This window comes from Janibacter sp. CoH_79_TC_3, from assembly GCF_058197955.1.
Genome location: NZ_JBXWIV010000021.1, coordinates 1 through 15,329, shown reverse-complemented (window position 1 = coordinate 15,329; position 15,329 = coordinate 1). Strand labels below are relative to the sequence as shown.

Genomic DNA, 15,329 nt, shown 5'->3' with positions numbered 1-15,329 from the left:
GTTTATTCAATATAAATGATCGTTAAGTAGGCATTTATAGACAATACATTATTTAGAATGCTGGAAGCAGCGGCTCGGAACATAGGCGACCCAGTTTATTAATAACGGCTTCTTTACCTTGTCATCACGCCAGTCAATTTGCCATTGCCCTTGTTGTTTGACCAAAGCGTTTTTATTAACACTATTGTTAGTTAGTTCAGTGGCTGTAATGACACTGACATCACCAAGCAAAGGCAGTGCAATATTTTCTTCACCTTTTTGCCACATCACTAATGTACCATGCTCTTGAAGACGCTGGGTATTCATCCAAGGCGAGTGGCTTGCAGGTCCTGATATCATTTGTGATGGAAAGCCGATATTCATAGCAACTAACGATCCAAGCCAAGGCTCGCCCGACACACTATCGAGATTACAGCTACTCAATGACTGCCAAGTAGTTTGTGCTTGAATTGCCAATGCCTGCTCCGGCCACTGCATACGAGAAGGCTTATGACGAATCTTGTCACCGAAACCCACATATACTATCATTAGTACAGTCGCAACAGATAACCAGATAATAATCGCTTTACGTAGCTTAGTTGCGGTCAATAATTCATTAGTAGGTGCTATAAATGAAGCGGCGAGCAACCCCGATAACGCCCACATTGGCATACCCCACATATCACGCAAGCCAATTCCAAATACTAAGCTTAAAACAATCAATACCGCTATTGGTGATAACCACATATACCATAGCAACAATGCATCATGCGGTACGCTCTTTTTATACTCATGAATGCTGACCAAGCGTTTGCGATTTAAAGCCAGTATGATCAATAGTGGAATATGTGCGACAAGCTGAGCAGTGATAAATCCTATCCAGCTAAAATGCCGCTTGATGTTATATGCACCAGCATCAACTTCTTGTGAGCGTCCACTTGCATAACTAAGCGGTAACCAATCATGAGTTATCAGCCAATACAAATGCGGTGCAAAAACTGCTAGCATCACAAAAACCGCTATCCACGGTTTTGGCTGTCTTAAGAGAGGCCACTGTTTCGGTAACACTAAATATAGTGCCATTGGCATCAGTAAAAATATTACAGTGTACTTGGTCAGCATACCAAGTCCACCAAGCACACCCAGTAATATCCAATCTCTGAGACGGTTTTGGGTCAAAGATTGATAGAACGCTAAATATAATCCAGCCCAAATGGGAAACTGGGCGACATTGTGATTAAACTCAAGGCTAGGATAGGTGTAATAAAGAACCGCTAAAGTTAATGCGCTACCGATTAGAGTAGTGGTAGGTGACCAAATTTTTTTGCCTAACTGGTAAATTAGGACTAAGGTTAGTAAGACGTATAATTGGCTGAGTAAATAAGGGCCAATATGACCAAACAATTTATAAAAACTGTATAATATCCATGACGATAGTGGGGGATGTTTATAATAACCCCATTGCCATTCGTGCCCCCAATTAACTCCTTCACTTACGTCTAAAGGTACACTGCTCGAGATAAATACAGGTAAGATACTCCAAGCTATAAAATATAAGCATATAAATACAAAAAATGGTCGCCATTTGTATAAAATATTTTGCGGTTCAGTATGAGCTGTCATGAATAAACTCGTAAATATATAGTCTTATAGGAATACTTATATTTTGGTTATTACTAACCAAGAGATTGCTAGAGGGATGTATTGTAATCATTTATTATTGTGATTGCTAATCAATAAGATTCCAACTTAATAGTTATATTTCTTTAAGCAAAGGAATAAAGTCTGCATATATATCAAAACTATGAGCAATTAGTTGAACGTTGGAGACATCTAGCCAATCTTAAATAGTGGTTTTATAAAGTCTTAATTTAGGGCAAATTTTGCTATGCAAGGGTTAAAGAGGCAGGGTTAGTATCTATCTAGAAAATAGTTTTTAATTAAAATAAAATTAATGGTGAAGTAATTGAAAGTATTGCATTTTGTGACAGGGGGCTTCTCGGGAGCCACCAGAGTAGCTATAGATTTAATAGACGCTCATAATAAATTAGCGGGAATTGATAGTCTGCTAGTATTACGACAGAAAAAGACCACAGTTCCAGAAAAGTTAATGGAGCTAGACAAAAAAAATATCGATTATCGCGTTATTACTGGTGTGGCTCATATCGTTACAATATATGAGCTAAAGAAGCTATGTGAAAAGTGGCAACCTGATATTTTAGTTGCGCATGGGCTTCCTGAGCATTTACTGGGAAGAAGGGCAGGGCTATTGGCAGAAGTACATTGCTTGGTACAAGTGGAGCACAATTCTAAAGAGCGCTATACACCTTGGAAGCTATACCAAACGCGTAAACTAAGTAAATCAACTGCTAGAATTGTGGCTGTCTCTGAAGGCGTAGCCCAAGTCTTATCTGATCAGGGGCTTAAAGCGCCTATTCAAGCCATCCCAAATGGCATTGATACTACTAGATTTGGTGGTAAAGGACTTTTGCCAGTAAAAGAACGGCCACAAGATATTATAATGGTGGGTAGGTATGCTAAAAGTAAAGATCACGTTACTTTGATTGAAGCCTTAAATAGGCTAAAACATAAAGGTATCCTGCCGAATTTAACTTTAGTAGGCAGTGGGCGTAAAAGTTATAAGAAAGAAGTACACGAACTAGTAAAGCGTTATGACTTACAGAGCCAAGTTAATTTTATTGAATACAGTAGCGAAGTGGATAAATTATTATCGCAGCATAAGGTGTTTGTGATGTCCAGTAGGTTCGAAGGATTGAATCTTGCAGTATTAGAAGCAATGGCAAGTGCTTGTGTGGTGATTGGTAGTCGAGCTGTGGGTGTAGAGGAATTAATTGAAGATAAAAACGATGGTTTTCTGTTTCCAGTCGGTAATGCTAATGCACTAGCAGATATTATTGAGTTTGTTTTATCCAATCCTGCCTTTTATCAATCATTAGCAGTTGCAGCTAGAGAAAAAGTTTTAGATCAGTATGATAAAAAACAAGTCACTCAAGCGTATTATCAATTATTCCAAGACTTATTAACAAGCTGTTAGTGATTAGACAATTCCCAGTGTGAGTATTATATGAATAAAGACGACATGACGATTGGTATTTTAATACCTATCTACAATGTAGCAGATTATGTGGAAGAATGTATAGAATCTATTCTTGCTCAAATCGATAATAGAGCATCTATTTTAATCATGAACGATGCTGCGACAGATAATAGTGCAGAGATTATTAAGCGTTTTGAAAATCACCCTCAAGTGCAAATCTTTGATGCACCTTATAATAGAGGTTTATCAGCCACACGCAATGCGCTTTTTGATATAGCCCAAACAGAATATATTTGGTTCATTGATTCTGATGATGTGATGTATGAAGATGCTTATACGTCTGTCATGACTCAACTAGAGAAGTTGAGTTCAGATGTATTGTGTGCAGATTATGTTTCATTGCGTGGAACAAAAGAAGTCAGAAAAAAAGCTTTTATAGGTGAAGCTAATAAAAATACAGTTAATATCCATAGCGAATTTTTAGACAATGTTATAAGAAATAATAGCAATCATGTTTGGAGTAAAGTATTTAGAAGAGCAGTTATACAAGGTATAAGGTTTAAAGAAGGATTAAATTTTGAAGATATCTTGTATATGACTGATATCTCATTGAAGAGTTTCCAATATAGCTATTTAAAACAACCTGTAATAAAGTATAGAGAGCGTGAAGGTTCTATTTTAAAAAGTCTCGATAAAAAATACGTAGATGATTATTTATTCGCATTTAGTCATCGTGTTGAAAACTATCAAAAAGCAGGAAAAAATAATCGCTATCATTATTTACTTTATAAAACCTATAAGCGTTATTTGGGTCTACTAAGTAACTTAGCTAAAAATAATCAAACAGATCTCCTAGAGTATACTTACAATAAGTACAATAATTATTTCTCATCTTTATACTCTGATGTAATCAAAGATTTGCCTATACATAAAAAAATAATTTTAAGAACTAAGAGATATGAAATCAAGGATATTTTAAAAGATAAAGGAATATAAACTATGGAAAGCCTATTTAATATTATTAGTAATAAGCCATTTAAAATATTCTATAACGGTTTAGTGCCTAGAAGTATAAGAAAAGAGTGGGGTTTTCAGTATTCAGAACTTCCATTGCAAATTCAAGTCGCGAAATATTGGAAGCAGATTATACAAGCGTATATAAATGGTGAGATAAAAAAGTACAACATTCAACCAAAGAAAGACTTAAAAAATAAAAAAATTATTTGGCAGTACTGGGCACAAGGAATAGAGAATGCAAACGACACTGCTAAGCTTTGTTTTGTATCTGTAGATAAGTACAAGGGTGATTATGAGGTTATACGTATTACAGATGATAATATAGACGAATATCTAGATCTACCAGAGTTTATTAAAGAAAAAAGAAACAACCCTGAATTTCGCCCAGTTTTTTTTTCCGACTTATTGAGAGTTTCTTTAATTAATGCTTATGGCGGTATTTGGTTAGATGCATCAATATTGTTAACGGCTGAGATACCTAATGAATATGCAGAATATAATTTTTTTATGTTTTCAAGAGACCCTGAGTCTAATAATCAAAACTGGGGTAAAGGTGATCAGCATTTCTACTTTAACTGGCGTGATGAATTTAAAGTTAAACACTTAAATAGTATCATTTATGGACATAAAAAAAGCGAATTATCTTCAGTGATTTTAGATTTATTGTTATATTTTTGGAAGACTGAAGAAAAAGTTCCACACTATTTTTTCTTTCAGATTCTGACAAATGAGCTAAAGTCTACTGATGCTACACTGTTCAACTTTCCCATAGATGATGATACATTACCACATTTACTACAGCAAAAAATGAATAAAAAGTTTAAAAAAGAAGAGTATCAATACATAACTGACCAAGCCTCCTTACATAAACTAAGCCTACATGAAAAGCTTAAAGAAAAAGATATATTCGGCAATTTAACCTATTATGGCTTCTTTAAAAAAGAAGCATTTAATAAATGATTTTTTTAAAAGCTTACACCCAATACTCTTGCAACCAAGGACTAGGCTTGACATGACGATACCATTTACCACCGCCGCCTTTGATAGCATCTGGCGGATTAATCTCACCATGGAAAATAACGATTTTTGCGCCATCAGGCAGCGTCGGTGCACATAGGAAATTCAAAGGAGTAGGCGCCATACACTGGTATTTGAAACTGACACACCAGTCTTTATCCCAATACTCCAAATGGTGATATTCGCGCAGATAGTTAGACAGATAAGCTTGCTCATGGCGGACTTTCTGACGAATACTATCAAAGTTACGTTCAAAGTTTGCCAGCAAATCAGGATAAGTGCCCATTCCGATATTAAAGCGATAAACCGAGCTATTGCCAATCATGCGCCATGGCTTTTTCCAGTCACGAATAATGACGACACTGTCTTCGTGCTCAGCTTCATAGGTAAAAAAAGCATCGATATTATCGACGATAACGATGTCGATGTCTAAGAATAAGGCAACACCTTTTAGGTCATATAATTCTGGCTTAAAAGTCGTTAGCTTTTTCCAACCACGCTCTGGTCCTGCTGGCAAATTCATTTCAGGTATGGGATGACAAGCAACGGCAGGGTCAATGCCCTTACCATCATCGGTGAGACAGACCATTTGAAAATCTAAGGTCAGATGTCGACTAACCATATTATAAAGACGGTTAACGTATTCAGGACCATATTTATTGCCCCATTTCATACAAATAATATAATGCTGTACAGATTCTTTGCCACCTGTTTGGGCTGAGTCTGTTAATAAGTTTTTCTTTACGTCAGTTGCCATCATGCACTCATATTTATATAAATGAAGAACGAATTTTAAAAAAATTAAGACTGAAAAAGGTAGAGATAATATGTATGTTGACTGATGTTAACACGGCTATTATTCACATTATTTCTTAGCTGTTAGATATTGGTATTAATTTTACTTACTATCGGCTATTAATTATTCATAACCTAAGGTTTTTTATACTTAGAATTTTGATTATGAATAAATGCTGCTAATACCTCTTTATCAGCGATATAAGGATTGTCTAGAACAGGAATATGCTTAAAACGGCGATAACCCCACATATAATGACTACATTTATCTTCAATCATATGTTGCATGGCAAGATTGAGCGCATACGCCGCAGTTTCAGTATTGCGGTCATATAGGGCAGGGTCGTCTAACTTATAGCAATAAATATCAAAGCCGCGCCCGTCGTCACGACGAATGCAGGATAAACCAACCAATGCACATTTGGTTTTGCTCGCAAGCTTGGATGCCAATGTACTGGTTAAAGTCTCAATACCAAAAAAGGGTACTATCACGCCACCTGATGGGTCGGGCACATGATCGGGTAGCACAATACTAAAGCCACCTTGTTTGAGGGTCTTAAATACGGCTTTTACGCCGCTACCATCGGTCGGAACCAGTGTCGCATTAAGACGCGAGCGACCTTGCAGAACAAAGTCGTTGGTAAGACCGCCTTTAACTGGCTTATACATAATCGTTGGCGAACCAAACTGATTGAGCCAAGCGTTCATCATCTCCCACGTACCAAGATGTGGCACAATCGCCAGCATACCGTTAGGGCTTGCAAGCCCTTCTAATAAAAACTCTTTATTATAAACGTTGCTAATTTGAGCAATACTCCATTCGGGTGGCATCGCCCAACTTTTGATAGACTCAATACTGGTTAAACATTGATGATAAATAATGTCTTTGGTTAACGCTTGTTTTTGTCGAGCAGATAACGAGGGCGCAATTAGTGCTATATTCATACGCACAGTACGCATAATGCTAGTGTTTGGCATCTTTAATATTACCCAGGCAACAAAACGTGCCAGCATCTGCAAAACAAACAGTGGCACGAATTTGAAGATATGATATGGATTCATGACCATTCACACGGTGATAGATCACATAACGGGCAATATAAACAATATCTGTACATTATTAAACCGTTTATTGAGCAGGTTTATTGGTGTCAGCCTGTACTTTTTCGCGCACACGGATACCAAGCTCACGTAGCTGTTTGCTATCGACTTCAGCAGGTGCTTGAGTTAGTGGGCACTCAGCAGTTTTGGTTTTTGGGAAGGCAATGACATCACGAATAGAGTCCGCGCCGACCATAAGCATAATCAGACGATCCAAACCAAAGGCCAAGCCACCATGCGGAGGCGCACCAAATTTTAGGGCGTCAAGTAAGAAGCCAAACTTGTCTTGAGCCTCTTGCTCGCCGATACCTAAGGCATCAAGTACCGCTTGCTGCATATCAAAGGTATTGATACGTAAGCTACCACCGCCAACTTCTGTACCATTCAGTACCATATCATAAGCGATAGATAGCGCTTTTTCTGGATTGTCTTTTAATTCCTGCACCGATCCTTTAGGCTTAGTGAACGGATGATGCATTGACGTCCAGCGACCATCGTCAGTTTCTTCAAACATTGGGAAATCAGTCACCCAAAGTGGCGCCCATTCACAAGTGGTCATTTCTAGGTCTAGACCAATCTTTTGACGTAGTGCACCGATTGCATCATTAACGATGCTAGCTTTATCGGCGCCAAAGAAGATAATGTCATTACTTTCTGCACCAGTACGCTCAATCAGGCTTACCAGTACATCATCAGTCATGTTTTTGATGATTGGTGACTGTAGGCCAGACTCTTTATCTACGCCATTGTTGATGTTGCTGGCGTCGTTGACTTTGATATAAGCCAAACCACGAGCACCATAAATACTCACAAACTTGGTATAAGCATCGATTTGTTTACGGCTTAATGAAGCGCCGCCAGGGATGCGTAGAGCAGCAACGCGACCTTTAGGATCGTTCGCAGGACCAGCAAATACTTTAAAATCAACGTCTTTCATTAAATCGGCAACGTCGACCAGTTTTAAGGGAATACGTAAGTCAGGCTTGTCTGACGCATAGTCACGCATCGCTTCAGCATAAGTCATACGTGGGAAGTCTTCAAACTCAACATCCATCATGGTCTTAAATAGATGTTTGATAAGACCTTCGTTGATATTCATGATTTCTTCTTCGTTTAAGAAAGAAGTCTCAATATCGACTTGGGTAAATTCAGGCTGACGGTCAGCACGTAAATCTTCGTCACGGAAACACTTAGCGATTTGATAATAACGATCAAATCCTGACACCATCAATAACTGTTTAAACAGCTGTGGTGACTGCGGCAAAGCAAAGAAGTTACCCGGACGTGTACGTGAAGGTACCAGATAATCACGCGCACCTTCTGGCGTCGCACGAGTCAAAATAGGCGTTTCAACGTCTAAGAAACCATGATCATCTAAATAACGACGAATCGTTGAAGTGGCTTTAGCACGGAAAACCATACGTTCTTGCATCTGCGGACGGCGCATATCAAGGTAGCGATACTTTAGACGCAGGTCTTCTGATACCGTGGTTTTCTCATCATTTAATGGGAAAGGCGGTGTTTCAGATTTCGCCAATACTTCAATTTCTTTGCCCAGCAGCTCAATCTGACCACTGGTCATATTATTGTTTTCAGTACCTTCATAACGGCGACGTACGCGACCAGTGATTTTTAGCACATATTCAGGACGTACCGCATCTGCAATCGCAAACGCTTCTGGCGTATCAGGGTCAACGACGACCTGCAAGATACCCGCGCGGTCACGCATGTCTAAGAAAATCACGCCACCGTGATCGCGACGACGATGTACCCAGCCTACGATACTAATGGTCTGATCGATGAAGCTTTCAGTTACGGCTCCGCAATATTCGTCTCGGTATTCGCTATGCGTCATAGTGCTTTGCGTCATAATATAATTATCCAGTTGTCAGCCCAATTCGAAATACAATAATGCAGCCGCTATCGTGTGATACAAGCGCCGTGCCATTTAAGCCTTTAACTAAAAAAGCACGAATAACGCGATATAAGACAAATGGTCATCACGTTGGCTGCAGAAAATTTGGTGTAAACACATATTATGCCTAATCTGCCCTTGTTATACAACCTGTGGCGTCCAATCAGTGATGTTCAATCGAAGTGCAGGAATGTATTCGTAGTGGGCGTATTTATTCAATAATATTTGCATTAGGTTAAATATTGTCATTTTGCTTGAAAATACTAGCCAGCGTGCGCATATCAGGCTAACTTATCAAACCTTATTAAAATTAAAACCACTTCAATTATGCATTACCATTATTTATTTTAACTATCAAGGAATCCTGCTCATGCTTTTTCATCCTTCTAAAAATCCTGTTGAGCTAAGAGTTATTCATCTCAATAAAAGTCAAGAGCAACGTCGTGAAGACCTGATGGAGGCGACCCAAGGTAAAGCGGCGCTTAAACAACTGAAAAAAACCATGGCGAAAAAAGCCAAGCAAGCCTTAAAAGTAAAAACTAAAAGCAAAAATAAAAAGAAAAATAGCGATGATAAGCAACAAGTCTTTGTTCTTGATTTTGATGGCGATATCAAAGCCACAGCAGTGAAGCATTTACGTGAAGAAATCAGCACGCTCATCAGCACCGCTAATAAAGGCGATGAAGTCGTGGTACGCTTAGAATCAGGCGGCGGTTTGGTTCATAGCTATGGGTTGGCAGCGGCACAATTAGCCCGTTTAAAAGACGCTGGTTTAAAACTCACCGTTTGTGTCGATAAAGTCGCGGCCAGTGGCGGTTATATGATGGCTTGTGTCGCCGACAATATCGTCGTCGCACCATTTGCTGTGATTGGCTCAATCGGTGTGGTATCGCAATTACCAAACTTCTATAAATGGCTCAAAAATCACGACGTCGATTATGAGATGTTTACCGCTGGTGATTACAAACGTACAGTGACCGTATTTGGTGAAAATGACGCTGAAGACCGCGCCAAATATCAAGAAGAACTTGAGCAGACGCACGAGTTGTTTAAGCATTTCGTCAATACTTATCGTCCAACATTAGATGTCGCTAAAGTGGCGACTGGCGAGCATTGGTATGGTGAAGATGCCCTAAAACTTAATTTAATCGATAGCCTGCAAACCTCTGACAGCTATATTTTAGAGCGTATGGAAAATAATGAAGTGTATGCGCTGCATTCCCGTCAAAAGCCAACGTTAGCAGAAAAATTGGGTTTGTCACAAGCCGCAGAAGCAACAATCAGCATGGCGGTTGATAAGCTACCAGATGCATTGGCACGTTTTGATTTAAACAGTCGTTTGAATATTCTAAAATAATCTTAAATATCATTAGGTTATTTGATAATTAGCGTTCTAGCATTTCAACAGCGAATCGTGCATTGTTTGTATTTTGTAAAAGGCGTGTCCTAGCGGGTCGCGCCTTTTTTGCTGTTTAATCATAAATGCTGTGTTATAAATAGTGCAGATAAAAGAGAGTATACGCACGTACACTATAAAATCTCATTAATATTCTTATGAAATCTCGATATATAGAATCTCGATGTGAATTTTATAAAAGTTATTAACTATAAGCAAAGAAAAGGATGTCAACTATGTCTACCGACACATTAATGTTTACCGCCACCGAACATGGTCAATCCATGCATGCTAAAGTCAAAGAATTTATTGAAACCCAAATCGAGCCAATAGAAGCGCAGTTTTGGGCGGATTGTCATGCGCAAAACCCAGACGGCGATTGGACCAAATGGCACTGGCCAGAAAAGTACGAGAGCCTGCGTAAACAAGCGCGCGAGGCGGGTTTATGGAATCTTTTTTTACCAGATGACAAGCTTGGCGCTGGGCTTTCTGTTACCGATTATGCACCGATTGCCGAGCTGACCGGTCGCAGTTTGTTAGCGCCTTATGTCTTTAACTGTAATGCCCCTGATAGCGGTAACATGGAATTATTATGGCGCTATGGTTCTGATGAGCAGCAAGATAAGTGGCTCACGCCAATATTAGAAGGTAAAACGCGTTCGGTGTTTTGTATGACTGAGCCTGATGTTGCATCAAGTGATGCGACCAACATGCAAGCAACAGCTGTGGTCGATGGTGACGAGATTATCATTAATGGTAGTAAGTGGTGGTCATCTGGTCTTGGCGACCCTGCGGTCGATGTTTTGATTGTCATGGCCTATACCCCTGATGATACTAAAGACCGTCATCATCAGCATTCGATGGTGTTGGTACCAGCCAAAACGGCAGGCGTCAATATTGAGCGTATGTTAAAAGTATTTGGTGATTACGATGCGCCGCACGGTCATGGCGAAGTCAGCTTTAATAACGTACGTGTACCAGTTGATAACTTTATCGGTGGACCGGGTATGGGCTTTGAGATTGCCCAAGGTCGATTAGGACCAGGTCGTATCCATCATTGCATGCGCTGTATTGGGGCTGCCGAAAAGTCTCTTGAGCTTGCGGTCAAACGTGGTATGCAGCGTACCGCGTTTGGTAAGCCATTATTACAATTAGGCGGTAACTTTGAGCGTATCGCTGACGCACGTATTAAGATTGACCAAGCGCGCCTACTGACATTATACGCGGCGCAAAAAATGGATGCTCAAGGTACCAAAGCAGCATTGACTGAAATTTCTGCCATTAAAGTCGTTGCACCGACTGTATTACAAGAAGTGGTCGATATGGCGATTCAAATCCATGGTGGTATGGGTGTTTGTCAAGATACGATGTTGCCTGCTTTCTTTGCGCAAGCACGAGCGCTACGTTTAGCCGATGGTCCTGATGAAGTTCATAAAACCATGATTGCGAAATTAGAATTAAAGCGTCAGGGCTTTAGTCGTCCGTCTAAACCTGCTAAATCCTAATATAGCTTAGACATGAGTCTGTCATTTAGTAAAAAACGGGCTCAACGACCACTGTCACTAAAGATTCACTATCGATTATTTGATAGTGAATCTTTAAACCTTAATCTCATACAAAAATAAATGACCACACGATAAGGAACATCTTATGGCAACTGATAATCAGGCCAAGAATATTGACACTGACAATCAAACACTTAATAAAGTCTTAGATAAAGGCGGCGAAGTGCGCGAGGGCGAAGAGCTTGACGCTAAAGCGGTCAGCGCTTGGCTACGTGAGCAAGGCCTTAATGTAGAAGGCGAGCCAACCGTTACTCAATTCTCAGGTGGCGCTTCAAACTGGACTTATCGCTTGCAATATAATGGTGAGGGCACAGACCAAGATTTGATTCTGCGTCGTCCGCCAAAAGGCACTAAAGCCAAATCAGCGCATGATATGGTGCGCGAATATACCGTGCAAAAAGCCTTAAAAGATGCTTATCCGTATGTACCAAAGATGGTCGCGCTGTGTACTGATGAAGATATAATTGGTGCCGATTTTTATGTCATGGAGCGTATGGCAGGCATCATTCCGCGTGCCAATTTGCCAAAAGGTGTTGATTTAGATCCAGAGCAAACGCGCGCCTTATGTACCAATGTTATTGACGCTTTGATTGAATTGCATCAAGTAGATTATAAAGAGCATCCTGATTTAGTAAATCTTGGGCGCGGAGAAGGTTATTGCGAGCGCCAAGTCACTGGTTGGGATAAGCGTTATGTCAAAGCCAAAACCCCAAATGTTCCTAGCTTTGCATTGATACGTCAGTGGCTTGGTAAGCACGCTCCTGCTGATAGTAAGACTTGCTTGATTCACAATGATTGGCGCTTTGATAATGTGATTTTGGCGGCTGATGATCCGACCAAGGTCATCGGTGTGCTCGATTGGGAAATGGCAACCTTGGGTGATCCTTTGATGGATTTGGGCAGCGCTTTAGCTTACTGGATTGAAGAAGACGATAACATCATCATGCAGCAATCTCGCCGTCAGCCAACACACTTGAAAGGCATGATGACCCGTGACGAAGTGGTTGCCTATTATCTTGAAAAGACCGGCCTTAAGATAGACAACTGGACTTTTTATGAAGTTTTTGGCTTGTTTCGCCTAGCGGGTATCGTGCAGCAGATTTACTATCGCTACTATAATAAACAAACCACCAACCCTGCCTTTAAGAATTTTTGGCTTATTGTTCATGTATTGCATGCTAAGTGTCTGAAACTTATCGCTCAGTATGAAGGCGAGGTTTTATTTACCGACTACGTACAGCCACATTTGCAAGATATAGGTATCGATGCGGCGATGGTTGAGCAACTGCCAAGTCCTATTCAAACGGTTATCAAAGGCATTTTACCAAAAAGCTATTTTGGACAAAGTACTTCTAAAACTGAAGAATAAACGCTTCAAACGCATATCAAATGCAGAAATTTATAGCAGTTTATTAAATCTAAAAAATTTAAAAAAGTACGATTAATAAGGCAATGTTTTATGACAACCATACTTTTAGCACGTCATGGTCAAGCGTCATTTGGGCAAGAAGATTACGATCAGCTCTCAGAGCTTGGTGGTATGCAGGCACAAATGCTGGGTCAGCATTATGCAACGACCCAACGACGAATCGATGCGATTTTTAGCGGTAGTTTGGTTAGGCAGCAAGATTCTGCACGTCATTTTTGGCAAAGTTATCAGTCATCTTTTGGTGCAGATAATGAAAAGCCAAGCGTGTCTGCTATCAATTTAAATGAGCCTGATAGCTATGTGCTGCCGCAATTTGATGAATTTAATCATAAAGATGTACTGATAAAATCGAATCCTGCTTTTGCTAATCGCGTAGCAATCGCCGCTGAGATTGCTAAAGCAGAAGTGCCAGTCACACGTCTAGCGGAGCTGTTTGACGACGCGATGCAGCGCTGGCATGCGGGTGAAAATGACAATGATTATATCGAGAGCTGGCTGCAATTTAATGAACGTGCCAAGCAAGCGCTTGAGCAGGTCCGTCTGCAAGTTGCTAATTTACAGTTGGGTGCTGATGATACAGTGCTGGTCTTTACCTCAGGCGGTATCATCGCTGCTATCACCGCGCAGTTATTACAACAAGGTAGCTCGATGGCGTATCAAATCAATAAAAGCTTAGTCAACACCGGCGTGACGTCACTTACGCTTAAAAATGAACGTAGTCGCTTATTGTCTCTAAATGAGTACAGTCATTTATTCGCTGATGGTAAACGCTTTGTGACATGGCGCTAAAAAAGAGATGAGTAAAATATTAAAGCCATGATTAAGAAGTCAATTAAAAACATAATAAAGCGGTTACTGTAACTAGGTAGCCGCTTTTTATGGATTTAAAATCATTGATTAGCATCGTTAAAATGCTTTAACTTTATGGTACTGTAAATTGATTGCGTGTTTGGTTTACGCTATAACTGCTTAGCTCAGTCTATAGGTTTACGCTATGATAGATAATCGACGTCATTTATATTGATACCAACAGGATAGGATGGTCCATGAAAAATAAATTAATAAACTTAGTCACCAGTAGCGCTAAACAGCATAAAAATCAGCTATTTAGTGCTATTCAGCCAGGGCGTTATTTGAAAGGATTGAATAAGCAGCAAGTTGGACGCGGTAAAACAATTTTAATCACCGGCGCGAGCTCAGGATTGGGCGAGGGCATGGCACGATTATTTGCTAAACTTGGCTATAACCTTGCTATTTGTGCCCGCCGTGCAGATCGTTTAGAAAATCTAAAGTCAGAGTTGATGGCTCAATATCCTGATATTCGTATTGAATATAAAGTCTTAGATGTCAGCGATTACGAGGCGATATTCGACGTCTTTGATGCGTTCGCAGCGGATTTTGAGCATATCGATCGCGTGGTGGTCAATGCTGGTATTGGCGATAGTCGACGTATTGGTAAAGGGCGTTTTGATACCAATCGTAAAACGGTTGAAATTAATTTTATCTCAGCGCTGGCCCAATGTGAAGCAGCGATGAATATCTTCCGTGTACAAAATAGTGGTCATCTGGTGGTGATATCTAGTATGTCAGCGATGCGCGGCTTACCTAAGCATTTGACCGCTTACGGTGCAAGTAAGGCAGGTTTGGCGCATCTCGCAGAAGGTATCCGTGCGGATATGTTATTGACCAAGCTGCCGATTAAAGTTTCTACCATTTATCCCGGTTATGTGCGCACGGAAATCAATGAAAATGCCAAACCTTTACCGTTTGAAGTAGATGCAGAGACGGGTACCAAAGCAATCGTCGCCGCGATTGAGGCGGAGGTCGACGAAGCTTGTGTACCAAGTTTGCCATGGTCGATTGTCGGTAAGGCTATGAAACATTTGCCATTACAAGTGGTCAATAGAGTCAGCTGATAGCAGTTTTTTTGCTAATGATGTCAGAAGTAGTAAAATCAAAGCAATAAAAAGCCCGCTACATTGAACTGACCCCCATAAGTTGGACACAACTTTTGGGGGTTATTTTATGAAATACGACATAGACTTTAAGATAAGAGT

General features: G+C 40.1%; 12 protein-coding genes. 8 read left to right on the top strand and 4 right to left on the bottom strand.

All coding sequences use genetic code 11. The features are described 5' to 3' along the window. Positions 1–48: 48 nt before the first annotated feature. A complete protein-coding gene (locus AC2FA3_RS13090) occupies positions 49–1,602 on the bottom strand; it encodes a glycosyltransferase family 39 protein (RefSeq protein WP_490509954.1) in 1,554 nt (517 codons plus the stop codon). Positions 1,603–1,945: 343 nt separating this feature from the next. Between AC2FA3_RS13090 and AC2FA3_RS13085 the strand changes: the two genes are divergently transcribed. The 3 genes from AC2FA3_RS13085 to AC2FA3_RS13075 are packed head-to-tail and all read left to right on the top strand — an operon-like array spanning position 1,946 to position 5,014. Next, positions 1,946–3,034: a glycosyltransferase family 4 protein gene (locus tag AC2FA3_RS13085; RefSeq protein ID WP_490509953.1), complete on the top strand. Its 1,089-nt coding sequence runs from the start codon at positions 1,946–1,948 to the stop codon at positions 3,032–3,034. A 30-nt stretch (positions 3,035–3,064) separates the two neighbouring features. Next, a complete protein-coding gene (locus AC2FA3_RS13080) occupies positions 3,065–4,033 on the top strand; it encodes a glycosyltransferase family 2 protein (protein ID WP_490509952.1) in 969 nt (322 codons plus the stop codon). Positions 4,034–4,036: 3 nt separating this feature from the next. Further along, on the top strand, positions 4,037–5,014 hold the full coding sequence (locus tag AC2FA3_RS13075; protein ID WP_490509951.1) for a capsular polysaccharide synthesis protein: 978 nt from the start codon (positions 4,037–4,039) through the stop codon (positions 5,012–5,014). Positions 5,015–5,027: 13 nt separating this feature from the next. On the opposite strand, the gene AC2FA3_RS13070 is transcribed toward AC2FA3_RS13075, so the two are convergent. The 3 genes from AC2FA3_RS13070 to aspS form a co-directional block, all read right to left on the bottom strand. Beyond that, the gene (locus AC2FA3_RS13070; protein WP_490509950.1) at positions 5,028–5,828 is read right to left on the bottom strand and encodes a hypothetical protein; all 801 of its coding nucleotides are present in this window, start codon (positions 5,826–5,828) and stop codon (positions 5,028–5,030) included. Positions 5,829–6,001: 173 nt separating this feature from the next. Then, positions 6,002–6,928 (bottom strand): lysophospholipid acyltransferase family protein, encoded by a 927-nt coding sequence (locus AC2FA3_RS13065; RefSeq protein ID WP_490509948.1) that lies wholly within the window; start codon positions 6,926–6,928, stop codon positions 6,002–6,004. Between the two features lie 67 nt (positions 6,929–6,995). Further along, positions 6,996–8,837 carry an aspartate--tRNA ligase gene (gene aspS, locus AC2FA3_RS13060; protein ID WP_490509947.1) on the bottom strand — a complete coding sequence of 614 codons (1,842 nt, stop codon included), beginning with the start codon at positions 8,835–8,837 and terminating at the stop codon, positions 6,996–6,998. 295 nt (positions 8,838–9,132) lie between these two features. On the opposite strand from aspS, the gene sohB reads away from it, so the two are divergent. From sohB to AC2FA3_RS13035, 5 genes are all read left to right on the top strand, one after another. Then, entirely contained in the window at positions 9,133–10,239 is a 1,107-nt protein-coding gene (sohB, locus tag AC2FA3_RS13055) for a protease SohB (protein WP_490509946.1), read from the top strand. 275 nt (positions 10,240–10,514) lie between these two features. Continuing rightward, the gene (locus AC2FA3_RS13050) at positions 10,515–11,783 is read left to right on the top strand and encodes an acyl-CoA dehydrogenase family protein (protein WP_490509945.1); all 1,269 of its coding nucleotides are present in this window, start codon (positions 10,515–10,517) and stop codon (positions 11,781–11,783) included. A 145-nt stretch (positions 11,784–11,928) separates the two neighbouring features. Then, positions 11,929–13,212 (top strand): phosphotransferase family protein, encoded by a 1,284-nt coding sequence (locus AC2FA3_RS13045; RefSeq protein WP_490509944.1) that lies wholly within the window; start codon positions 11,929–11,931, stop codon positions 13,210–13,212. Between the two features lie 90 nt (positions 13,213–13,302). Beyond that, entirely contained in the window at positions 13,303–14,061 is a 759-nt protein-coding gene (locus AC2FA3_RS13040) for a histidine phosphatase family protein (RefSeq protein WP_490509943.1), read from the top strand. Positions 14,062–14,318: 257 nt separating this feature from the next. Beyond that, positions 14,319–15,188 (top strand): SDR family oxidoreductase, encoded by an 870-nt coding sequence (locus AC2FA3_RS13035; RefSeq protein WP_490509942.1) that lies wholly within the window; start codon positions 14,319–14,321, stop codon positions 15,186–15,188. The last annotated feature ends 141 nt before the right edge of the window (positions 15,189–15,329 follow it).